Origin of the sequence: Neisseria sp. CCUG12390 (assembly GCF_047837985.1) — a bacterium.
GTDB lineage: Bacteria > Pseudomonadota > Gammaproteobacteria > Burkholderiales > Neisseriaceae > Neisseria.
Genome location: NZ_CP181244.1, coordinates 597,738 through 620,179, shown reverse-complemented (window position 1 = coordinate 620,179; position 22,442 = coordinate 597,738). Strand labels below are relative to the sequence as shown.

Below are 22,442 nucleotides of genomic sequence, written 5' to 3'. Positions count from 1 at the left end.
CTACAATGCATTACACAATTCAGGTTAAAATACACGCCAATCCACTATTCAGCCGAACAGGAAACCCCGTGTCCGAACCTTTGTTAAACGAAAAACTCAACACCGAAACTGCCCGCATTTCTTGGTCGGAACTGCAACCGCATTTCGCACGCGGCGCGGCGGTTTACGTCGCTCCCGACTTGGACTTAATCGAAACCGCCCGCCTGATGGCCGACGACAATACCGCCAAGCTGAAACCGCTGATGGAACAAGGCCGATTCGGCGTTGTCAGCGAAGAGCAAGCGCGTGATTTCTTTGAACGCAATCAGGATATGTGGGCAGTGGTCGTTGCACCGTGGGTATTGGTGCAGCCTGCGGATGAGGCCGTCTGAAATACGGTTTGGTCGGAAAATCCTATCCATCCGTTTACTGCAAAAAAGAAGAAGGCCGTCTGCACGGTGTTACAGAAATCTCTGATTTCGTTTTAACACCTGCCGCGTAGCGGTTTCAGACGGCCTTCGGTTTATTGAAACAGTCAGTCCGGCAATTCGCCGTTTTTCACTTTTTGTTTGAAATCGCGCGTTTCGCTGACAATCACTTTAGACAGCAGCAACAAAGCAATTAAGTTCGGGATGGCCATCAAGCCGTTGAACGTATCGGCCGCCAGCCACACCAAATCCAAGCTCAGTACAGTACCGAGCATCACGGTGGCGACGTAGAACACGCGGTAAATATTGGCGAATCCGTCGCCGAATACATAAGTCGCGCATTTTTCGCCGTAATAACACCAGCCCAAAATGGTTGAATAGGCAAAGAAAATCAGGCCGATGGTGACAATCCAACCGCCAAATCCCGGCAGCAGCTGCTGGAAGGTCACGGTCGTCAAGGCCGCGCCGCTCAATTCCGGCTTCACAAATTCACCACCCGCGCCCATCAAACCCATCACCAACACAATACCGGTAATCGAACACACAATGATGGTATCCAGAAAAGTACCGGTCATCGAAACCAAAGCCTGGCGCACAGGGTGGTCGGTTTTGGCAGCGGCGGCGGCAATCGGTGCCGAACCCATACCGGCCTCATTGGAAAACACACCACGCGCCACACCGTAACGGATGACCGTACCCAGCGCACCGCCGGCCGCCGCTTCACCGGTAAATGCGTCGCTCAAAATCAGGCTGACCGCAGGCACCACCAAATCCAAATTCATAAAGATGACAACCAACCCGCCCAACACATACAGCATCGCCATCAGCGGCACGATGACCGAAGCGGCTTTGGCAATACCACGGATACCGCCCAAAACCACAATCGCAGTCAGCAAAGTCAAAACCGCACCGGTCACGCTGGGCGTAATATTGAAGCTGGTTTGTACGGCTTGCGCCACAGAATTTGACTGCACCGAACTGCCGATACCGAAAGAGGCAAACGTGCCGAACAGCGCAAACGCATAAGCCATCCATTTCCAATTGCTGCCCAAGCCTTTTTCGATGTAATACATCGGACCACCGGACATCTCGCCTTTATTGTTCTGCACACGGTATTTGACGGCCAACACGCCTTCGCCGTATTTGGTGGCCATACCGAAAACCGCCGTAATCCACATCCAAAATACCGCACCCGGACCACCCACTACTACAGCGGTAGCTACACCGGCAATGTTACCGGTACCGATGGTAGCGGACAAAGCCGTCATCAACGCACCGAAATGGGAAATATCGCCTTCATGATCTTCACCGTCTTTTTTAGGATGCGGGCGGAAAGCCTGTTTCAGCGCATAGCCCAACATGCTGAACTGTAAGCCTTTGAGCAATACGGTCAGTACCACGCCGGTACCTACCAGCAGCACCAACATGACCGGTCCCCAGACCCATCCGCTGACGACGTCAAAAAATGATTTCAATGCCTCCATCAGCATCTCTCCTCTGAATTTTTATTAAGATGGATTTATTTCAGCATAAAGCGTTAATTTTTGCAATATTTTGCACGCTTTTATATTAAAAAATGATCAACAGCTAATTTTATTGTCAAATTAACCCTTTATTTCCAAATAGAAAATAAAATACCAAAATCAAGACCTTTACAAACCCCAACAAACTGAAAACCTATGGTCGCCATCAGCCGTCCAAGATCGTGCGGACTTGTGCAGCTCATGCCGAATCACCGACCTCCGAAAAATTTGCGAATCCTGCAAAAGTTACACATCTCTTTTCTTTCCATCGTGCAGCCGAATCGCAAAAAATTCTGAACAATCAGCAATATCGTCGCTTAAAATAAAAATAAGACAAGGCGACAGCTGCCTCCGTGCACAACCGGTACATCAGGGAGCAGACAATGCTGTATTATTTTTATTTTAAACGACTGCAATTCATCAAAAATGCCGTCTGAAACTTAGTTCAGACGGCATTTTTGATGGTTCGTTACTGTAAAGTAAAGCCTGCTTTGAAATCCAATTTCGGCACACCGACAATAAAACGGTTGCCGATGCTGTTTTCAAACTCATAAGCCCCTTCGATGCTGCCCCAAGGCGTACTGATTTGCGAACCGCTGTTGTATTCGTATTCCTCCCCCGGATACAACACCGGCTGCTCCTCCACCAAGCCCGGATGACCTACTGCTTCGGTTTCGCCATGCCCGTCGGTAATTTCCCAAAAACGCTGGCGCAAGGTCACAACCTCGTCACTGCGGTTGCAGATGGTAATCACATAGTTGAAGGCATAGCGGTCGCGATAGACGTCACTTTGCCCAGCCACATAGCGTGACTGCACATTAATTTCAATTTGATTCATATTGTTTACCCCGTATTGGTAATGTTTTTTTAGTAAGTTTAATAAAAAGCCATCTATTCAGACGGCCAAGCATTTTGCCGTGATATTCTTCCGGTCAAAATGTCGGACTGTTTACACAATCCACCCCGCAACATTCAAAACAATCAAAGTCATGAATGCTGCGATGATATCGTCAAGCATGATGCCGAAGCCACCATGCACCCGTGCGTCAAACCATTTAATCGGCCAAGGCTTAATGGCATCAAATAACCGGAATACGGCAAATGCCGCCAGCCACCAATGCCATTTAAACGGCACAAACGCCAAAATCAGCAGCATCGCAACGATTTCGTCCCAAACAATGGCGCCATAATCCTGAATGCCCAACTCCTTCTCGGTATGGGTACAAATCTGAATCCCCCAAACAAACAGACCCATACAAACCAACGCCAACCACCAGCCGGAAATACCGATTAAAGACAACACAAAAGCAATCGGCAAGGCAGGAAGCGTACCGAAAGTGCCTGGCGCAACCGGTGCCAAACCGCTGCCGAAACCAAATGCCAAAAAGCATGTAGGCCTCTGCTTCAACCATGAGTACGTTGGCTTAAAATCAGACAAAATGATCAAATCCCAAAGAAGTTAATGTAATCTCGACGTCGTCCGAAACAGAGTTTACCACTTTCAGACGGCCTGAATCAGTAATTTTACCGATGCGGGTAATCGGCGTGTCAGATTGTTGCGAAGCTGCCTGCAATGCCTCACGGCAATTTTCCGGTGCAGTAAACACCAATTCATAATCATCACCTCCGGCCAAGGTATATTTCAGCCATTGCTCGTGCGACAATGATTCTTTCAATTCCGGCAAAGTCGGGACTTGCTCCGCCCAAATTTCCGCCCCGACATTCGACGCGGTCAAAATATGGCCAATATCCTGCGCCAGACCGTCTGAAATATCCTGCGCAGCATGAGCCAGATCCAATATAGCCTGTCCTAAAGCAACACGGGGCATCGGTCTTAATAATTCAGTCTCGCACTGCTGGAATACTTCAGGCGATAAATCACATTGTTTCAACAGACAATTCAAGGCCGATGCCGCCAAACCGATTTTTCCGGAAACCCAAATATCGTCTCCGACTTTCGCTGCATCACGGCGCAACGCTTTTCCTTGCGGCAACTCACCGATGATGGTGACATTAAAAACCAAATCACCGCGCGTAGTGTCACCACCAATTAAACTTATGCCAAAACGTTGCAACAAGCCGAAAAAACTGTTGCAAAAACGATGCAACCAATCTTCCGCCAATTCAGGCAGACCTGCACTCAAGAGTACCCATTTCGGCTCAGCCCCCATCGCCGCCATATCGGAAATATTTACTGCCAATACCTTCCAAGCCAAATTCTCAGGCGTAATATTTTCAAAAAAATGCCTGTTTTTCAAAAGCATATCAGAACTAAAACACAGATCAAAACCGCTTCGCGGACGAACAATTGCCGCATCATCGCCAATGCCCAATACAATTTGGTGATCTTGTTGCTGATTTTTAAGATATTTCTGAATGAAATCAAATTCCGTCATTTATGCATCCTGAAAAAGTAAATCACATTATTAAAATGGAAGCAACTCTAACCAAACCTTATAAAATTATTTCTATATAATTGATTAAATCATTCAATTTATCTAATTTAAACCAGTACATATAACTTCTCGGTATCATGATTAACTCATCGCAACTGTCTTTCAGACGGCTCAAAGCAATAGAATCATCAAAGCTCTCAAAATCCCTACAATAATTAATAAAACCTACGCACAAAAAAGCCCCACCAAAGCGGCGGGGCTTTTCAAAACCTGATTAAGGTTTAGCGTAACCGTGAACACCGTTGTATGGAGAAGGAATCCAACCTTCTTCAACTGCAGGACGCTCACCTTGTACAGAACCAGGAGCAACTTGTTTAGTCACCAAGCTGCGAATCTTCACATCTACACGACGATCAGGTTCGATACATGCAATCAGAGCAGCACGACGTTTGGCTTTAGAAACTTTTTTGCCCAACTTAGCTACTTCAGCTTCACAAGTGGTTGTCATTTGAGCTTGAGATTCACCCAAACCTACAGCAGAGATTTTGCTTGAAGCAACACCGCGGTTAACTAAATAGTTAGCCACAACATTAGCACGACGCTCAGACAATGCTTGGTTATATTGCTCTGAACCCATAAAGTCGGTATGACCTTCAACACGTACGGTTTGTACATTGGTATTGCTCAGACGTTGAGCCAATGCATTCAAGTTTTCTTGAGCTTCAGGACGCAGGATGTCTTTGTCAAAGCCGAACAGAGTTTTAGCAGACAATGAAACGGTTTCGTCAGCATATTCAGGCTCTTCAACCTTGGCAACAGCATCACCACACTCTACGCGACCTTGAGTTGCTTTGTCGAAATAAGTGTTTTTCCAACATTCACCGTAGCTGTTGCGTACGACTTCTTGAGATTGGCTGCTTACGGTATAACCGTGTTTGGTATGCGCTTCGCTTGCCATTGCAGTGCCAGAAGCCACCAAGGCAACGAACAATGCGCTTAATTTCAGCTGTTTGGTCATTTTATTCCCTCATCAAAATTGTTATGCAACGGATAATTAAACCGCTACAACTTTACCAAATATACAGGCCGCAGCATATAAAAGGCGGCAAATCGGATATATCAGGTTGCACTATAAAGAAGCCGAGGGCAAACTGTCAATACTCAATGCCTCTGAACAATCATGAAACTGCCTGCTTCCTACTTACCAATCATGCCGAAAAATCAATCCTGTGTCATTTATTTATGGATAAATCCCTATAAGCTTTACGCTATCGTTGTTCAAAAACAACAATCGTTTCAAAACATATGCATTTCTCTTTAAAGCTTTCTCATACCAGATTCAGATACTTCCTGAAAAAACAAAAACTTCCAAGCCCAATACTATTACCACCGCCAAAATTAACCAAAATATGCTAAATTACGCCATATTTGTCGCACAATATCCACAAATTCAAATACCATGAAATTACAACAATTACGTTACGCGCTCGAAGTGTATCGCCACAATCTGAATGTCTCCGAAGCAGCTGACGCGCTTTTTACTTCACAACCGGGCATTTCCAAACAGATTCGTTTACTGGAAGAAGAATTAGGCATTCAGATCTTTATCCGTAGCGGCAAGCGCGTGGTCTCTGTTTCTCAACCAGGCAAAGCCGTATTGGAAATTTCAGAACGTATTTTGCGCGACGTACAGAATATCAAAAACATCGGCAACGAATTTACCGATCATGACAGCGGCTCTTTGATTATTGCTACTACACATACCCAGGCTCGCTACGCCTTACCGCTCATCGTAGCAAAATTTGTGAAACGTTATCCGAAAGTCAATTTAACTATTAAACAAGGCAGTCCTTCTGCCATTGCACAAATGGTCAGTAACGGAGAAGCAGACATTGCCATCATTACCGAAAAGCTAGATGACTATCCAGAACTGCGCAAATTGAATTGCCATGATTGGAATCATGCTGTGATTGTGCCGAAAAACCATCTTTTACTGGATTGCAAAAATCCGCTTAGCATTGAAGATTTGACCAATTTTCCACTAATCACTTATGAATTTGCCTTTCATTCCGGCAGCAGCATTGCCCGTGCATTTGCCAAAGCAAAGCTGGATCAACCTGAAGTTGCCTTAGCCGCAGCAGATACCGATGTACTCAAAACTTATGTAAAACTGGGTTTAGGTGCCGGATTAATGGCGAAAATGGCCTATGATCCGCAAACAGATCAGGATTTAGAATTGATCGACGCCTCTCATTTATTTGAGCCATCGCCAACATGGATTGCTATCCGCTCTGATACTTATTTACGCGGTTATACCTATGATTTCATCGAGATGTTTGCACCGCATTTGAACCGTGAATCAGTTGACCGGATTCTGTATGAGCCGATTGTAGAAGATTTTTCTATTTAAACAGCTTAAAAATGAATTCATCATGGCAACCAAAGAACTTATCGTGAGCAGAATACCGAGGGTTGAGACTATTCCTGATATAATTATGGATATTACGCTTTGATTTTAAATATTGATTTTTAGCCTGATAGAAATTTATCTCAACATCTTTCCTCTCTGAGTCAGAAAAAATCAAAATACTTGACTTTTAGCTGACAAAAAATAAAGACAGATTCATTTAATGAAAAATAAAAGCCTTGCTATTCAGCAAGGCTTTTATCAAAATTTGGCACGCCCACGGGGAATCGAACCCCGGTTACCGCCGTGAAAGGGCGATGTCCTAACCGCTAGACGATGGGCGCGGATAAAGTATTTTTTAGCTGGCGCACCCGGAGCGATTCGAACGCCCGACCCTCTGGTTCGTAGCCAGATACTCTATCCAACTGAGCTACGGGTGCATCCTCATCACTTTGCTGTTGCGCTGTGAATTAAGAAGGACGAATAATATAGGATTTATTGACAATCGTCTAGTACATTAATCATTATTTCTTTTGTTTTTCAATAACTGATTGAAATAAAATAAAATAAATCCTATCTCAACATACCCAGACCTGATAAGTCCTGTGCCATTTTAGCCGCGGCATTATCGGTCATACCGCCGACAAAATCTAAAATTTTCATATAGGCTTGGTAAAGCGTGTCGTTTTCGGTAATCGGATCATCATTTTTGAGTAACTCCAATACCAAGGATTGGCGCGCATCGACAGTTCTATCCACCAGATAAGCGTAAGCGGCCGGCACAAGCAAATCCAAAATCGACCCTAAGCAAGGAAAAGTAGCGATTTCGGTGATGAGTTTGGTATGGTGGCGGAAAATGCGTGTACGCGCCAAGTCTTTGGCCTTTTCAAGCGTGTTTTGTACTTCCGGGCTACACAAGGCGATTAAATCTTTACCTTTGAATTCGCCATTCAGTAAATCGGATTGGTGTTTCATAAAGGTTTGGGCAACATCGTCAATAGCGCGGCCGATGGCGATACCGCGCAGCATGGCGCAACGCTGGCGGCTGGATTGGGCATACCATGTGCTTTCGGTAAAGGTCAGCTCGGATAATATGCTTTCGACTTCGGTATCACTGAGCAAATCCAGCTCGACCGCATCTTCCAAATCCAATAAAGCGTAACAAATATCATCCGCGGCTTCCATCAAGTAAGAGAGCGGATGACGCGCCCAATAATTGTTGCCCAATTCGAGCAAGCCCAATTCTTCTGCGACCCGCTGGATAAAGGGCAACTCTGCTTGGTAGATATTGAATTTTTTCCTGCCGTTGGGATGAAGCGTTGTCCACGGATATTTCAACAATGCGCCTATGGTGGCTGCCGTCAGCCGCATGCCGCCACGGTTTCGGTACATTTCCAATGTCGCCAGAATCCGCAAGCTGTGTGCATTACCTTCATAGGTCTGCACATCATTACGTTCTATGTCGCTTAATCCTTGCAGGTAGCGGCTGTGTTGCGGATTTCGGAACCAGTCGCGCAGCGCGTCTTCACCGGTGTGTCCAAACGGCGGATTGCCCAAATCATGCGCCAAACACGCAACCTGCACGACAGCGCCGATGTCGCTCGGCGTATTGCCCAAAGGCAGGAATTCGCCTGCCTGCAACATCATACCGACGCGGTTGCCCAAGCTTCTGCCGACGCTGGCGACTTCGACACTGTGGGTCAGGCGGTTGTGGGTCAGGTCGTGTTCGGCGAATGGGTGGACTTGGGTTTTTCGCCCCAAACGGCGGAACGATCCGGAAAACACCACGCGGTCATAGTCGATATGAAAATCGGTGCGTAACGCATCCATGCCTTCCTGTGTGGACGGCGTAACCGTCGGCACAATACTGCCGTCTTTAACGCGGAAACGTTGGGTGGACAGTAAATTCTGCCAGTTCATTTTCGTCTGCATCGTGTATTCCGTATCAATCCGAGTGGTTTCGACTATACAATAAATCCAGGCCGTCTGAAAGTTTCAGACGGCCTGTTTATGCAAATTTCACAAATCAAGCAAAACGGCTGGCGTTTATCCCTGCCGTTTGACTTCTTCACGCTATTTGTTGCCGCGCATCAATTCGAAAAATTCGTTGTTGTCCTTGGAAGCTTTCAGCTTGCCGACCAAAAACTCGGTCGCTTCGATTTCGTCCATCGGATGAAGGAACTTGCGCAACAGCCACATGCGCTGGAGCTGGTCGTTCGGCACCAGCAATTCTTCGCGGCGCGTACCGGATTTATTGATACTGATGGCAGGGAACAGGCGTTTTTCGGCCATACGGCGGTCAAGGTGCAGCTCCATATTGCCCGTACCTTTAAATTCTTCGTAAATCACATCATCCATGCGGCTGCCGGTTTCCACCAAAGCGGTGGCGATGATGGTCAGTGAACCGCCCTCTTCCACATTACGCGCTGCGCCGAAGAAGCGTTTCGGGCGGTGCAGGGCATTGGCATCGACACCGCCGGTCAGAATCTTGCCGGAAGTCGGCACCACGGTATTGTAGGCGCGCGCCAGGCGGGTAATCGAGTCTAGCAGAATCACCACGTCTTTTTTGTGCTCGACCATGCGCTTGGCCTTTTCCAGCACCATTTCGGCCACTTGGACATGGCGTTGCGCCGGTTCGTCAAACGTGGAAGACACCACTTCGCCTTTCACGCTGCGGCTCATTTCCGTTACTTCTTCCGGACGTTCGTCAATCAGCAACACGATTAATTCGACTTCCGGATTGTTGGCCGTAATCGCGTGGGCAATGTTTTGCAGCATCACGGTTTTACCGGTTTTCGGCGGAGCCACCAATAAAGCACGTTGTCCCCGACCGATGGGCGACACCAAATCAATCGCGCGGCCGGTCAGGTTTTCTTCGGCTTTAATGTCGCGCTCGAGTTTGAGTTGTTTGGTCGGGAACAGCGGTGTCAGGTTTTCAAACAAAATCTTATGCTTGCACGCTTCCGGATCATCGCCGTTGATGGTATCCAAGCGCACGAGCGCAAAATAACGCTCGTTGTCTTTCGGTACGCGCACGCTGCCTTCGATGGTGTCACCGGTGTGCAGGTTGAAACGGCGGATTTGACTGGGCGAAACGTAAATATCGTCGGGGCCGGCCAGATACGAGGTATCCGCACTACGCAGGAAACCGAAACCGTCGGGCAGGATTTCCAGCGTACCCGAACAGGTAAAGCTTTCGCCCTGCTTCATTTTCTGGCGGACGATGGCAAAAACGAGGTCTTGTTTGCGTAAGCGGTTGGCGTTTTCAATGCCGTGCGCTTCGGCCATTTCCAACAATTTGGAAATGTGTAGGGTCTGTAATTCTGAAACGTGCATAATGAGTGGTTTTGATAGGATTGAAGACAAGCAGGCCGTCTGAAAGAATGAATGGCACCGTATGGCGGTGGGATTTGGAGAAAAGTCGATTGTAGGCAGTTGCGCTTTTCGTGTCAAATTTTATCCATATCCGGTAAAGGCTGGGCGGAACAGGCCGTCTGAAACATCCTGTTCCGCGCAGCCGGTAAGAGTGGCGCCACGGCAAAAAGTTCATCGGCAGACAAAAGCCGTCTGAAAAATCCGCTTGGATTTTTCAGACGGCCTTTTAACCTGCCGAATCAAATGATATTTATATGTTCGACCTATTTGGCGAAACCGTCTTTCAAGCCTACGGTGCGGTTGAACACGGGGTTTTCCGCGCTGTGGTCTTTGCGGTCGGTCACGAAATAGCCGATGCGCTCGAACTGCCAGCGGCTTTCCGGCGGCAGATTTGCGGCGGCGGGTTCGGCAAAGGCAGTAATTTCGCGCACGGATTCGGGGTTGAGAAAATCGGTAAACGGCAGGTATCCGCCGTCTTCGCCGCGCACGGCATCGGGGCGTTCGACCGTAAACAGGCGGTCGTACAGGCGCACTTTGATTTCGGCGGCGTGTTCGGCGGATACCCAGTGAATCACGCCTTTGACTTTGCGGCCTTCGGGATTTTTGCCCAGCGTGTCGTGGTCGATGGAACATTTAAGCTCGACGACACGGCCGTCTGAATCTTTCACCGCTTCGTCACACTTAATCACATAACCGTGGCGCAGGCGTACTTCACCGCCGAGGGTCAGGCGTTTCCAGCCTTTGGGCGGCTCTTCGGCAAAGTCGTCGGCTTCGATGTAAATCGTTTTGGAAACAGGCACTTCGCGCTCGCCCATTTCTTCGTGATTGGGGTGAAACGCGGCGCGGCGGCTTTGGGTTTGGCCGTCTGAAAAATTGGTCAGCGTCACTTTCAGCGGATTCAGCACCGCCATCAAACGCGGGGCGGAGTTTTCCAATTCTTCACGAATCGCACCTTCCAACACGCTCATGTCCACCACGTTTTCCGATTTGGAAATGCCGACGCGTTTGGCGAACAGGCGCAGGCCTTCGGGCGTGTAACCGCGGCGGCGCATACCGGAAATGGTGGGCATACGCGGATCGTCCCAGCCCGACACATGGCCGTCTGAAACCAGTTGGTTCAGCTTGCGTTTGGACGTGATGGAATACAGCAGTTCCAGGCGCGAAAATTCGTATTGGCGCGGACGGGTGGCGTGCGGCGCGGGAATGTTGTCGAGCACCCAGTCGTACAGCGGGCGGTGTGCTTCGAATTCGAGCGTGCACAGCGAATGGGTGATGCCTTCGATGGCGTCGGAAATGGCGTGGGTGTAGTCGTACATCGGGTAGATGCACCATTTGTCGCCCGTGTTGTGGTGGTGGGCGCGGCGGATGCGGTAAATCACAGGGTCGCGCAGGTTTACGTTGCCCGAAGCCATGTCGATTTTCAGGCGCAGGGTTTTGCTGCCGTCGGGGAATTCACCGTCGCGCATTTTGTAGAACAAATCCAGGTTTTCTTCCACGCTTCGGTCGCGGTAGGGGCTGTTTTTGCCCGGCTCGGTGAGCGTGCCGCGGTATTCGCGCATTTCGTCGGCGGTCAGGTCGCACACATAGGCTTTGCCGTCTTTAATCAGGCCGACGGCGTAATCAAAGAGTTGGTCGAAATAGTCGGACGCATAACGCGGCTCGCCGCTCCATTCGAAGCCCAGCCATTTCACGTCTTCCTTAATGGAATCAACGTATTCCTGATTTTCCTTTTCGGGATTGGTGTCGTCGAAACGCAGGTTGCACAGGCCGTCGAACACATAGGCCAAACCGAAATTCAGGCAGATGGATTTGGCGTGGCCGATGTGCAGGTAGCCGTTCGGCTCGGGCGGAAAACGGGTTTGGACGGCGGTATGCTTGCCGCTTTTCAGGTCTTCTTCGATGATGGTGCGGATAAAGTGGTTGTCGGCAAATTGGTCTTTGTTGAGCATAAAATGGTCTTTGCAAAAGAAATGTTTTCAGACGGCCTGCATATTTTTCAAGGCCGTCTGAAAAGAATTTAAAAAAAGGATTGTACCTGAAACCGCCTGATTTAATAACTGCTCAGGCAAACGGTTTGGTCGCGGCCAAGCAGGGATGGCGGGCGTTCATTTCGTCTGCCCACGCGGCAAGCCCGGCGAAACCGGCCATGCTTTCGGCAGCGGTCAGCGCATTACGGAAACGTAAAAAATCAATGGCGCACACGGCATTGAGCGTGCCGATGTTGAGTTCCGTACCGAAAGGCCGCAAGGCTTCGGCTAACACGCTCAGCGTGCGTGCATTGCGTTGCCGAATCTGTCCGTGCCGCGCCAGCCACCATTCGGCTTCGGGGCGCAACAGTTTTTCGGCAATCACGGCAATGCTGTTATCCAGCAAACCTGCGGCCAAATCGTGCAGGTTCAAGGCCGCCCAACGCTGCGTGCCTTGGGGGTATAAAGTACGGCTGCCGCCCTGCGCGTCAAGGTATTCGGCAATCACATTGCTGCTGTACAGCCATGTGCCGTCTGAAATCTGCAATACGGGGATTTTTCCGAGCGGATTGTCGCGGTTGTGTTCGGCTTGGTCGGAAAACGAGCTGACGCTGATGAGCGATGCTTCGATTTGCGCGTCCAAACCGTGATGGGCGGCGACGGCGCGGACTTTGCGCGCATAAGGGCTTGTATTGGAATACCACAGTTTCATGTTTGCTCCACATGTAAAATCAGCGCGACGGCGGCGTGAGCCATTCCACGCCTGCGCCGTCGAGAATTTTGCGCATGTTCTCCGCCGGCGCACGGTCGGTGAATACTTTGTCGAACTCGGTGATGTTGCCCAACCGTACCAGCGCGTTGCTGTTGAATTTGGTGTGGTCGACACCCAAAAATTTCACGCGCGCATTGTTCATCATCGCCTGCATCACGCTGACTTCTTTGTAGTCGTAATCAAGCAGCGAGCCGTCTTCTTCCACGCCGTGCGTACTCATGACGGCATAATCGACTTTGAACTGGTTGATGAAATCGACGGTGGCGACACCGGTTACGCCGCCGTCCACCGGCCGCACCACGCCCGACGTGATGATGACGATATAGTCGCTGCGTGCCGAAGCCATCGATGCCACATAAATATTGTTGGTGATGATGCGCAGGTTACGCCGTTGCTTAATCAGCGCGGCGGCCACGGCTTCCATGGTCGTACCGATACTGAGAAAAAGCGACGCGTTGTCGGGAATTTGGTCGGCAATCAGTTGCGCGATGGCGTTTTTCTCTTCCTGATGGCTGTTGCGCTTGCCCTGCTGCAATTCGCTTTCCAGCACATCGCCCAAAGTCGCACCGCCGTGATAGCGGCGCAAAACGTTTTCTTCGCTTAAGACATTGATGTCGCGGCGGATCGTTTGCGGCGTAACGTCCAGCTCTTTGGCCAATTGATCGATGGACATATAATGCTGCGCGCGCACCAGCTCGATGATTTTTTCGTGCCTTTGGATTCGTGGTTTCATATTCTTCTCTTTGTGTGGACTACGGTGTTTTTCTTATGCGTAACATGCTTGGGATTGTGCCAAATTTTATTAAGCGGTTCAACCGAATGAAGAAAAAACCACCATCAGAAACGGCGCGGCCACATTGACGATGAAGCCGAAACTGATCGCCAGCGGCACGACGGCCAAACCGCCCGAACTTTGGATAATCGGCAGGGTAAAATCCAAGCTGGTCGCCCCGCCCGCACCCACCGCGGCACTCGGATGACGGCGCATCAGCATGGGGATGAACACCAGCGCGAAAAACTCGCGTCCCAAATCGTTCAAAAGCATAATGCTGCCCCATACCGCACCGTAAACCTCGGTCATGACCAAGCCCGACAAAGAATACCAGCCGAAGCCCGACGCCAGAGCCAACCCTTTGAGCCACGATACGTCATCGTTCAACGCGGCAAACAGCAAGCCCCCCGCCAGCGACGAGGCCATCATCAGCAAGGCCGTCTGAACACCGCGTTTGTTGATTAAAACCTGACGCAAAGTCACACCGCTGCCGTTGAGCTGGATGCCGATGAGCAGCACCAAAGCCATCAGACAGTACATGCCCAAGTTTTCAGACGGCAGCCATACACCGGCCATCAGTTTGCCAAACACAAAACCGAAAGCCACGCAGCCGAGCTGTTTCGCGCTGCCTGCCAGACTGACATTGGATTTTTTGCCCGAACCCTGCGTCTGCCACGGAAAACGGCGGTCAAACCACATCAGCACCAACAGATTCATGCCGATGGTGCAGGCAAACAGCAGCAGCGTCCGCAGCACAATCGTATCCAGCTGCGAACCCAAATCCTCCACCCGCGAGAGCGACACGCCGATTAAAAACAATACGGCATACACCAGCACCGCCAGCAGCTTGTCCACCAAAGCCAGATAAGGCTTGGGCAGGCGGATGAAGAATCCGAGAAACATCGGCACCAACACCGACAACAAAGTCATCAAACTTTCCATTTTTTCCACACCAAAGGCCGTCTGAAACGCATCAGGGCGGTTAATCGGGCTGATTGTGCCGTCAAACACCATCAGCGCATCATCAAACACCCCGCCTGCTTTTCAGACGGCCTTTTTATTCAGTATCAAACAATCAATGCAATTCGTTTTGCGCTTCGTATTTGCTTTCCAACCGCTCGATACAGCCACCCAAGTGACGGCGCAGCAGTTTCAGCACGCGGGTACGTTTGCCCGCGGCCAGCAAATCCAGGATTTCGCGGTGTTCGTTATAGGTATGGCCGCTGGTACGGTGGCCGTGGCCGTGGCTGCGCTCGCCGAACACCGCCACAATCAGCGACGAACGGGCGCACAGCGTATTCATGATTTCGAACAACACGTCATTATCGAGCAGGCGCACCAGTTCGACGTGGAACGCATTGGCCAAACGGTTCCAACCCACCCTGTCGCCTTTGGCCGACGCCTCTGCCTCGCGCTCAATCATTTCATACAGCGGCTTCAGGCGCGTTTCCAAATCCGGCAAATCAATCAGCAGGTTGAAAATCATGCTTTCCAATTCGATGCGCGAATTGTACACATCCTGGATTTCCTTCAAATCAGGCACATGCACGAATGCACCGCGGTTAGGCTGCAAATCGACGATTTTATCGTGCGCCAGCAGCGACAGCGCGCTGCGCACGGTATTGCGCGAACACACCATCTGGCGGCACAAATCCGATTCGGTCAGCTTTTTGCCCGGCAGCAGAACGTGGTCGGTAATCGCATCCAGAATTGAGGCATAAACACGGAAAAGCTCGGAATCGTGCCGTTCTTCCAAAATCAATGAAGACGTCGCCGGTGCAGTATTGGTTGCAGTATTGTTGGATTTGTTGTGGTTATTCATTGGATTTACCTGGCAATTTTATTTGCACAAACGGATTGTTTACATAATAAGGATTGTTGACAATTAAAAACATAAATTGCACAATTGCTCTAACAAGAAGCCAAGTGTTGCAAGGCGTTAAATAGAGAGAAAAAAATTCAAATCAGCAGATATATTCAAGATACAGCCTGAATATATCTGCTTTTTTGACGACCGTACACACCGGCCGTTTCAGACGGCACAACGGCAAGAACAGAATCCCGCAGACTCCGCCCTGCCCCATCCTGCCGGCGCAATGCCGTCTGAAACCCTGAAATCAGGCCTCGGCGATTTCGAAACTGTGGCTGACTTTGGCCGCCTTGCCCAGCATAATCGAGGCCGAACAGTATTTTTCCGCCGACAGTTCCACGGCTTTGGCAATGGCACTTTCTTTCAAATCACGGCCGATGACTTTGAAATGAATGTGGATTTCGGTAAACACGCGCGGTGCATCGTCGGCGCGTTTGGCCGTCACCGTGGCCTGGCAGTCGACCACATCCTGACGCTGCTTTTCGGCAATCATCACCACATCGATACTGGAGCAGCCGGCCACGCCCAACAGCAGCATTTCCATCGGGCTGGGACCGCGTTTTACCGCCCCTTCAGCCGCCGCACCTTCCATAACGACACTGTGTCCGCCCTCGGTCGTGGCGACAAAACACATTCCGTCCAACCATTTTGATGTGACCTGCATATCCTATACCTTTTTTCAATAATCGCCGCGCCGGATACCGCCGCAGCCGTGATGCCGCGTATTGTAAACAATTCCATTCAAAATTACCAATGCTGCTTGCGGAAGCCATATTTCGATATGCTTTTCCGTTTCAAAACATCATTTTAACCGGCATCAAGGCATCCTGTGAGGGACAGCCGCATTCGAGGCCGTCTGAAAACATCCGTTTTCATCCAACCGCGTTTTCAGACGGCCTTCCGCTTACCCCGTCAATCGCGGTAAGCCCAATGGTTGACCGGCCCGTGTCCCGCGCCGATGTTCAGCGGCCGGCTGATGGCGGCGGTGATGTAGTCTTTCGCCGTCCGCACCGCCTGTTCCACCGCAAAGCCTTTGGCCAATTCGGCGGCAATACAGGCGGAGAAAGTGCAGCCGGTGCCGTGGGTGTGCGGCGTCAGGAAACGCAGGCTTTCCAGTTCCACCACGTCGTTCGGCGTAAACAGCCAATCGGTGCAGACTTCGCTTTGGCTGTCGTGCAGATGGCCGCCTTTAATCACCACATGCTTCGCACCCGCTTCTTGCAGCAAGCGCGCGGCGTGTTCGGCATCTTGGCGGTTGCCGATTTTTACGCCGGTCAGGGCTTCGGCCTCCGGCAGGTTGGGGGTCAGGACATCGGTACGCGGCAACAGCAGCTTTTTCATGGCCGCCACCGCCGATTCATGCAGCAAAGACGCGCCGCCTTTGGCAATCATCACCGGATCGAGCACCATTTGTCCGAACCGGCAACGGCTCAGACTGTCGGCCACGCACTCGATGATTTCCGCCGTACCGAGCATACCGATTTTGAACGCACGGATGTCGAAATCGTCGGCCACCGCTTTGATTTGCGCGGCGATGATGTCGTTCGGCAGCAAATGCACGCCGTGCACGCCCACGGTATTTTGCGCCGTAACCGCCGTCAGCACGCTGGTGCCGAATACGCCGCGCATTTGGAACGTTTTCAAATCCGCCTGAATGCCTGCGCCGCCGCCCGAATCGGAACCGGCGATGGTCAGGCTTTGCACGAATGTTTCTGCCATGTTGCTTCTCCTTTAAAGTGAATGATTCAGACGGCCTGCCCGCTTTTTTGCCCAGGCCGTCTGAAAACGCCTGCATCTTTTTTTCAGACGGCCTCGATACGCGCTTTGTCCGCCAAATCCTGCGCCGTGGTCATGGCCAGGCAGTCAATCAGTTTCACGCCGAACGTACCGCTTTGCCGGCAATCCAAACCCTGCGCCGCCGTTTCGCCCGCCAAGGCGTAAAAGGCACAGGCTTCGGTGACGGCAGCCAATTCACCGCCCTTGGCCGATGCCGCCAAAAATGCGGCAATCACCGCGCCGAGCAGACAGCCTGAAGCCGTGATTTTCGGAAACAGCGGCGTGTGGTTTTTCACCGCATAAGCCGTCAGGCCGTCTGAAACATAATCCGTCTCTCCGCTCACGGCCACGGTGCATTGGTACTTCTGCGCGGCCGCCGCTGCAATCCGCGCCGCGTTTTTCACGCCCTGCCCTGCGTCCACGCCCTTGCCCTGCCACGCTTCGCCGGCAATAAAACCGATTTCCGCCGCATTGCCGCGTACCGCCGCAAACTTCACCTCTTCCAACAAACGCGCCACCGTCTCGCGGCGCAACGGAGTCGCCGCCACGCCCACGGGATCAAGCACCACCGGAATCCCGCGCGCATTCGCCGCTTTTCCGGCTGCAAACATCGCCGCTATGGTGGATTGCTCCAGCGTGCCGATATTGATCAGCAGCGCATCGCAAACCGCCGCCATATCCGCCATTTCAGCGGCTTCGTTGGCCATAATCGGCGATGCGCCGACCGCCAGCAGACCGTTGGCGGTGAAGTGCGCGGCAACGGTGTTGGTGATGCTGTGCACCAAAGGATTGCGTGCGCGTACTTGGTTCAAACAGAAAAAATCCATCATGCTTCCTTTAACAATCTTTCAGACGGCCTCGCGCTTTTCAAGGCCGCGACTTTGGCAAAACTCGGATTGCACCTGAAAAACCAATGACCGCTCGGAGGCTTGTGAATGTTTTCGGGTTTTGCCGAGGCCTCAGGCCGTCTGAAACATCCGCCCCCTGATGAAACAAAAAAGCACAACCCGCCGATGCGCTGGTTGTGCCTTCATACCAATGATGATTGTGATGAGTTTCCTACGCCAGTGCAAACTGTATCAGGTTCACGGGTATATTCTCAGCGGCCGACTCCGGCCGCACCCCGACTCGAAAAGTGCGGTTATCTTAGCGCAAACCGCCGCCCGCTGGCAATGTTTTGCACGGGCTTCTCCGGCATATCCTCTCTCCACATCCGTCGGGCTTTGCCTGATGACCGTTATGTTCTGATGCGGCACTGTTTTGTTAACGGAAGTTAAAAATTCATGTTGACATAAAATGCAAATGATATATATTATTATTCATTATCAAACTTCAACTTTACCTCTCGTTTTGTATTTTGATAACCCATCGATTATTAAAAAGACGAATCCATGAAAACACCCCGCATTCTCCCTTTGGCCGCCTCAATCGGCCTCTTATTCGGCAGTCCCGTTTGGGCGGCGGAAGAATCCACCGATAAACCTGCCGACGGCAAACCGCAAGCCGAACAACAGACGGAATTACAGCAGGTTGTCGTGCGCGGCCGGCGCGTCACGCCTCCTTCCGTCGAACGCAAAAACCTCGAACAGATTCAAACCGAGATGATTCGCGACAACAAAGACTTGGTACGCTATACGCCCGATGTGGGCTTGAGCGACAGTGGCCGCCATCAGAAAGGCTTTGCTATGCGCGGTGTGGAAGGCAACCGTGTCGGCATGAGCATTGACGGTGTCAATCTGCCTGATTCCGAAGAGAATTCGCTGTATGCCCGCTACGGCAATTTCAACAGCTCGCGTTTGGCGATCGACCCCGAGCTGGTGCGCCAAATCAATATTGTGAAAGGTGCGGATTCGTTCAATACGGGCAGCGGCGCACTCGGCGGCGGCGTCAATTACAAAACTTTGGATGCCCGGGATATTTTGGATTCGGAACAAAAATTCGGCGGCATATTAAGAAGCGGTTACAGCAGCCGCAATATCGAATGGACCAACACCGGCGGCGTGGCATGGGATACCGGCCGTTTTGACGGCATTTTGCTCTACTCCCAACGCCGCGGCCATGAAACCGAAAGTTACGGCAGACGCGGCCATGCCGCCGTCAAAGAAGGCGAAGGCGAAAACATCCGCGGTTCCGCACGCGGCATTCCCGATGCTGCCAAACACAAATACCACAGTTTTCTGGCCAAAGCCGGCGTACAGCTCAACGAAAACCACCGCATCGGTGCATCAATCAACGGCCAGCAGGGTTACAACCATACTATTGAAGATTCCTATAATTTGATAGGCTCAAACTGGCGGCGTGCGCACGACCACAACAAACGGCGCAACTTCAACGCCTATTACGAATATACGCCCGATTCCGACGTTTTGGGTTTGCTGCGTTTGGATGCCGACTATCAGAAAACCCATGTCGGTGCGCTCAACTATAAGGGCACTTACCCACGCGACTGGTCGTCCGACCAATGGCCGAGACCTTATTTATGGGACCGGCCCGATTTGGACAACGTTTATCAGCGCGACATGACGACGCGTTTCAAACGCCTGAGCCTCCGCGCCGACAGCCAGCCGCTGCAATGGGGCGGCGAACACACCTTGTCTTTCCGCAGCTTTATCGGCGAACGCGAATTTGAAAACCTCAACCAAGACGACATTTATTGGAAAGGCGAAAAATACCGCAGCACCAACACCATCCAGTATCCGGTGAAAACCCGGAACTACGGCTTCTCGCTCTCCAACCACACCCGTTGGAACGACACATTCGACAGCAGCATCGGCGTGCGCTACGACCACACCAAAATGACGCCGCAGGAGTTGAACGCCGAATGTAACAATTGTGCGGAAAAACCCGATGCCAACAGCTTCTCGGGTTGGTCGGGATTTGCCGGTTTGGGCTGGCGATTTGCCGACGGCTGGCGCGCAGGCTATAACGTCTCGACCGGCTACCGCGTCCCGACCGCTTCGGAAATGTATTTCACCTTCAACAACGGGGCGGCGACATGGGTAGCCAATCCGTCTTTGAAGGCCGAGCGCAGCGTGACGCACAATCTCTCTTTACAGGGACAAGGCTCGGCAGGGAACTTGGATTTGAATCTCTACCAAAGTAACTACCGTCATTTCTTGTCGGAAGAGCAGTATTTGGAAACAGTCGTTGACCCTACTTGTGATTGGTATTCACAATATTGGTCAGGATGTAGCCCTCATCGCAGCCAGCTCTATTGGCACATGGCCAACATCGACAAAGCACGCATACGCGGTATCGAATTCACAGGCCGTCTGAATGTTGACAAAGTCTGGCCTGCGGTTCCGGCCGGTTGGAAACTCTTTGGCGCATTGGGTTACGCCAAAAGCAAACTCTCGGGTGACAACAGTCTGCTGTCCACCCAGCCGCTGAAAGTTATTGCCGGTATCGACTACGAAAGCCCGAGCGACAAATGGGCGGTGATGTCGCGCCTGACCTATCTGGGCGGAAAAAAATCCGGCGATGCCCAATACACCGTTTACGAAGGCTCCAACAACCAAGGTTTTACCAAAACCGTCGAGTCCTATCCGTGGCTGAACAAATCCGCCTACGTATTCGACCTGTTCGGCTACTACAAACCGACCAAAAACCTGACCTTGCGCGGCGGCGTGTACAACCTGTTTAACCGCAAATACCACACATGGGATTCGTTGCGCGGCATTTACAGCTACAGCACCACCAACGCCGTCGACCGCGACAACAAAGGTTTGGCACGCTACTACGCACCCGGCCGCAATTACGCGGTTTCGCTGGAATACAGATTCTGATGTTTTCAGACGGCCTTTGGACAAACAGGCCGTCTGAAAACACCGCCATTCAAACAACTTCAAACACAAGGAAAAAATCATGCACCCTACACCCGAAACCGACACCGAATCCACATTTGCCAAACGCCTGAAAGCACAGACCACCGTCATCCACGATACGGTCGATAATCTGGTGATGTCGGTCGCACCGTTTGACAGCAAAGAAAACTACGTCAAATTCCTCAAGCTGCAATCGGTATTCCACAAAGCGGTTGACCACATCTACAAAAATCTCGAGTTAAACCAAGCCATTCCCGAATTGGCTTATATGGCGCGTCACGATGCCGTAGTGCAGGACTTGGCCGATTTGGGCGAAGCCCCTTACGAATACGGCAAACCGTTGCCGCAAGAGACCGGCAACAAAGCCATCGGCTGGCTCTATTGCGCCGAAGGCTCGAATCTGGGCGCGGCGTTTTTGTTCAAACACGCGCAAAAACTGGATTACAACGGCGAAAACGGCGCACGTCATCTCGCCCCCCACCCCGACGGCCGCGGCAAACACTGGCGCGAATTCGTCGAATACCTGAACGCCCTGCCGCTCTCTCCCGAAGCCGAAGCCGAAGCTATTGAAGGCGCAAAAGACGCGTTTGAATTTTACAAAGTTGTCTTGCGCGAAACCTTCGGCCTACCCGAAGGCGCGGAAGCTCCGGCAGGTTTCCAACCACACCGCCATTAATCATCGGCAACCCGCTTGATGTCACAGGCCGTCTGAAAACTTTCAGACGGCCTGTGTCCTTTTCAGATGCCTGTGACCTTTGCAAAACTCAGCTTCAACCTGAAAATCTATGCACGTCATTAGCTGCACAAGTCCGCTACGCTTCTCCCGCGCAGGTGCACTACTGTCCGGAATAAATTCAAGAGGCCGTCTGAAAACCTGAAAGACTGATATTTTCAGCTTCTGTCTGGCTCAAAATCAGCAGTATTTAGGGCTGCTTCAATCTGCTCCCTCTCCTGCGCTTAGCGCGGGGAAGGGTTGGGGAGGGGGTGATGTTTCGCAGAAACATTAAAATCTGCTTGAAACTCGGACAAATGTACTTCTGCGAAGTACCACCCCCATCCTAACCTTCCCCCGCGCTAAGTGCAGAGGGAAGGGACAGATTGTAGGAACTTCAAAATTTACTGTCGGAATCAAAGCAGTTTTGCGGAATCAATGTTCACTAACTATTTGATATTTCGAAATTTCATTTTTTATTGAAATATAAAACCTCTAAAACTTTGATATTTAATCAAAATTTACTCCGGACGATAGTATGCCTGCTCGGGGGAGGCGCAACGGACTTGTGCAGCTAATGACGGATTAAAGATTTTTGAATACCTTTTTCAGACGGCCTTCAATAAAATTCCCGACATTGA

General features: G+C 51.0%; 19 protein-coding genes, 2 tRNA genes and 1 riboswitch. Of the genes, 4 read left to right on the top strand and 17 right to left on the bottom strand.

The window, feature by feature from the left end; all coding sequences use genetic code 11:
• The first annotated feature begins 68 nt into the window (after positions 1-68).
• Positions 69-371 (top strand): DUF2288 domain-containing protein, encoded by a 303-nt coding sequence (locus ACM67E_RS02865; protein WP_416192122.1) that lies wholly within the window; start codon positions 69-71, stop codon positions 369-371.
• 143 nt (positions 372-514) lie between these two features.
• Here ACM67E_RS02865 and ACM67E_RS02860 read toward each other — a convergent pair whose 3' ends face one another.
• From ACM67E_RS02860 to ACM67E_RS02840, 5 genes are all read right to left on the bottom strand, one after another.
• A complete protein-coding gene (locus ACM67E_RS02860) occupies positions 515-1,897 on the bottom strand; it encodes an alanine/glycine:cation symporter family protein (protein ID WP_416192121.1) in 1,383 nt (460 codons plus the stop codon).
• A gap of 502 nt (positions 1,898-2,399) precedes the next feature.
• The gene (apaG, locus tag ACM67E_RS02855; protein ID WP_416192120.1) at positions 2,400-2,768 is read right to left on the bottom strand and encodes a Co2+/Mg2+ efflux protein ApaG; all 369 of its coding nucleotides are present in this window, start codon (positions 2,766-2,768) and stop codon (positions 2,400-2,402) included.
• Positions 2,769-2,879: 111 nt separating this feature from the next.
• Positions 2,880-3,368 carry a phosphatidylglycerophosphatase A gene (locus tag ACM67E_RS02850; protein WP_416192119.1) on the bottom strand — a complete coding sequence of 163 codons (489 nt, stop codon included), beginning with the start codon at positions 3,366-3,368 and terminating at the stop codon, positions 2,880-2,882.
• Positions 3,361-4,326: a thiamine-phosphate kinase gene (gene thiL, locus ACM67E_RS02845; RefSeq protein WP_416192118.1), complete on the bottom strand. Its 966-nt coding sequence runs from the start codon at positions 4,324-4,326 to the stop codon at positions 3,361-3,363. Before thiL ends, ACM67E_RS02850 begins: the two co-directional genes overlap by 8 nt.
• 274 nt (positions 4,327-4,600) lie before the next feature.
• Positions 4,601-5,344: a DUF561 domain-containing protein gene (locus ACM67E_RS02840; protein WP_416192117.1), complete on the bottom strand. Its 744-nt coding sequence runs from the start codon at positions 5,342-5,344 to the stop codon at positions 4,601-4,603.
• A 441-nt stretch (positions 5,345-5,785) separates the two neighbouring features.
• Here ACM67E_RS02840 and ACM67E_RS02835 point away from each other — a divergent pair, with 441 nt between their 5' ends.
• A complete protein-coding gene (locus ACM67E_RS02835) occupies positions 5,786-6,736 on the top strand; it encodes a CysB family HTH-type transcriptional regulator (protein ID WP_416192116.1) in 951 nt (316 codons plus the stop codon).
• A 266-nt stretch (positions 6,737-7,002) separates the two neighbouring features.
• On the opposite strand, the gene ACM67E_RS02830 is transcribed toward ACM67E_RS02835, so the two are convergent.
• From ACM67E_RS02830 to thiM, 12 genes are all read right to left on the bottom strand, one after another.
• A tRNA-Glu gene (locus ACM67E_RS02830) sits at positions 7,003-7,077 on the bottom strand.
• Between the two features lie 19 nt (positions 7,078-7,096).
• A tRNA-Arg gene (locus tag ACM67E_RS02825) sits at positions 7,097-7,173 on the bottom strand.
• Between the two features lie 133 nt (positions 7,174-7,306).
• A complete protein-coding gene (locus ACM67E_RS02820; protein ID WP_416192115.1) occupies positions 7,307-8,665 on the bottom strand; it encodes a deoxyguanosinetriphosphate triphosphohydrolase in 1,359 nt (452 codons plus the stop codon).
• 141 nt (positions 8,666-8,806) lie between these two features.
• Positions 8,807-10,069, bottom strand: a complete 1,263-nt coding sequence (rho, locus tag ACM67E_RS02815) for a transcription termination factor Rho (RefSeq protein WP_416192114.1) — start codon at positions 10,067-10,069, stop codon at positions 8,807-8,809.
• Between the two features lie 302 nt (positions 10,070-10,371).
• The gene (locus tag ACM67E_RS02810; protein WP_416192113.1) at positions 10,372-12,057 is read right to left on the bottom strand and encodes a glutamine--tRNA ligase/YqeY domain fusion protein; all 1,686 of its coding nucleotides are present in this window, start codon (positions 12,055-12,057) and stop codon (positions 10,372-10,374) included.
• 112 nt (positions 12,058-12,169) lie between these two features.
• On the bottom strand, positions 12,170-12,787 hold the full coding sequence (locus ACM67E_RS02805; protein ID WP_416192112.1) for a glutathione S-transferase: 618 nt from the start codon (positions 12,785-12,787) through the stop codon (positions 12,170-12,172).
• A 19-nt stretch (positions 12,788-12,806) separates the two neighbouring features.
• On the bottom strand, positions 12,807-13,580 hold the full coding sequence (locus ACM67E_RS02800) for a DeoR/GlpR family DNA-binding transcription regulator (protein ID WP_416192111.1): 774 nt from the start codon (positions 13,578-13,580) through the stop codon (positions 12,807-12,809).
• A 78-nt stretch (positions 13,581-13,658) separates the two neighbouring features.
• A complete protein-coding gene (locus ACM67E_RS02795) occupies positions 13,659-14,561 on the bottom strand; it encodes a lysine exporter LysO family protein (RefSeq protein ID WP_416192724.1) in 903 nt (300 codons plus the stop codon).
• A gap of 133 nt (positions 14,562-14,694) precedes the next feature.
• Positions 14,695-15,441 (bottom strand): GntR family transcriptional regulator, encoded by a 747-nt coding sequence (locus ACM67E_RS02790; protein WP_416192110.1) that lies wholly within the window; start codon positions 15,439-15,441, stop codon positions 14,695-14,697.
• A gap of 295 nt (positions 15,442-15,736) precedes the next feature.
• Entirely contained in the window at positions 15,737-16,153 is a 417-nt protein-coding gene (locus tag ACM67E_RS02785) for an OsmC family protein (protein ID WP_416192109.1), read from the bottom strand.
• A gap of 248 nt (positions 16,154-16,401) precedes the next feature.
• Positions 16,402-17,208, bottom strand: a complete 807-nt coding sequence (gene thiD, locus ACM67E_RS02780; RefSeq protein ID WP_416192108.1) for a bifunctional hydroxymethylpyrimidine kinase/phosphomethylpyrimidine kinase — start codon at positions 17,206-17,208, stop codon at positions 16,402-16,404.
• A gap of 83 nt (positions 17,209-17,291) precedes the next feature.
• On the bottom strand, positions 17,292-18,095 hold the full coding sequence (gene thiM, locus ACM67E_RS02775) for a hydroxyethylthiazole kinase (RefSeq protein WP_416192107.1): 804 nt from the start codon (positions 18,093-18,095) through the stop codon (positions 17,292-17,294).
• A gap of 209 nt (positions 18,096-18,304) precedes the next feature.
• A riboswitch (TPP riboswitch) is annotated at positions 18,305-18,401 on the bottom strand.
• A gap of 255 nt (positions 18,402-18,656) precedes the next feature.
• On the opposite strand from thiM, the gene ACM67E_RS02770 reads away from it, so the two are divergent.
• Positions 18,657-21,050, top strand: a complete 2,394-nt coding sequence (locus tag ACM67E_RS02770) for a TonB-dependent hemoglobin/transferrin/lactoferrin family receptor (protein ID WP_416192106.1) — start codon at positions 18,657-18,659, stop codon at positions 21,048-21,050.
• Between the two features lie 79 nt (positions 21,051-21,129).
• Positions 21,130-21,765, top strand: a complete 636-nt coding sequence (locus tag ACM67E_RS02765) for a biliverdin-producing heme oxygenase (protein WP_416192105.1) — start codon at positions 21,130-21,132, stop codon at positions 21,763-21,765.
• Positions 21,766-22,442 lie beyond the last annotated feature (677 nt).

What these genes read in the sequence shown, in the direction of transcription:
- ACM67E_RS02860 (WP_416192121.1), bottom strand. Translation starts at nt 1,897, where the DNA reads ATGCTGATGGAGGCATTGAAATCATTTTTTGACGTCGTCAGCGGATGG.
- apaG (WP_416192120.1), bottom strand. Translation starts at nt 2,768, where the DNA reads ATGAATCAAATTGAAATTAATGTGCAGTCACGCTATGTGGCTGGGCAA.
- thiL (WP_416192118.1), bottom strand. Translation starts at nt 4,326, where the DNA reads ATGACGGAATTTGATTTCATTCAGAAATATCTTAAAAATCAGCAACAA.
- ACM67E_RS02840 (WP_416192117.1), bottom strand. Translation starts at nt 5,344, where the DNA reads ATGACCAAACAGCTGAAATTAAGCGCATTGTTCGTTGCCTTGGTGGCT.
- ACM67E_RS02835 (WP_416192116.1), top strand. Translation starts at nt 5,786, where the DNA reads ATGAAATTACAACAATTACGTTACGCGCTCGAAGTGTATCGCCACAAT.
- ACM67E_RS02820 (WP_416192115.1), bottom strand. Translation starts at nt 8,665, where the DNA reads ATGCAGACGAAAATGAACTGGCAGAATTTACTGTCCACCCAACGTTTC.
- rho (WP_416192114.1), bottom strand. Translation starts at nt 10,069, where the DNA reads ATGCACGTTTCAGAATTACAGACCCTACACATTTCCAAATTGTTGGAA.
- ACM67E_RS02810 (WP_416192113.1), bottom strand. Translation starts at nt 12,057, where the DNA reads ATGCTCAACAAAGACCAATTTGCCGACAACCACTTTATCCGCACCATC.
- ACM67E_RS02805 (WP_416192112.1), bottom strand. Translation starts at nt 12,787, where the DNA reads ATGAAACTGTGGTATTCCAATACAAGCCCTTATGCGCGCAAAGTCCGC.
- ACM67E_RS02800 (WP_416192111.1), bottom strand. Translation starts at nt 13,580, where the DNA reads ATGAAACCACGAATCCAAAGGCACGAAAAAATCATCGAGCTGGTGCGC.
- ACM67E_RS02795 (WP_416192724.1), bottom strand. Translation starts at nt 14,561, where the DNA reads ATGGAAAGTTTGATGACTTTGTTGTCGGTGTTGGTGCCGATGTTTCTC.
- ACM67E_RS02790 (WP_416192110.1), bottom strand. Translation starts at nt 15,441, where the DNA reads ATGAATAACCACAACAAATCCAACAATACTGCAACCAATACTGCACCG.
- ACM67E_RS02785 (WP_416192109.1), bottom strand. Translation starts at nt 16,153, where the DNA reads ATGCAGGTCACATCAAAATGGTTGGACGGAATGTGTTTTGTCGCCACG.
- thiD (WP_416192108.1), bottom strand. Translation starts at nt 17,208, where the DNA reads ATGGCAGAAACATTCGTGCAAAGCCTGACCATCGCCGGTTCCGATTCG.
- thiM (WP_416192107.1), bottom strand. Translation starts at nt 18,095, where the DNA reads ATGATGGATTTTTTCTGTTTGAACCAAGTACGCGCACGCAATCCTTTG.
- ACM67E_RS02770 (WP_416192106.1), top strand. Translation starts at nt 18,657, where the DNA reads ATGAAAACACCCCGCATTCTCCCTTTGGCCGCCTCAATCGGCCTCTTA.
- ACM67E_RS02765 (WP_416192105.1), top strand. Translation starts at nt 21,130, where the DNA reads ATGCACCCTACACCCGAAACCGACACCGAATCCACATTTGCCAAACGC.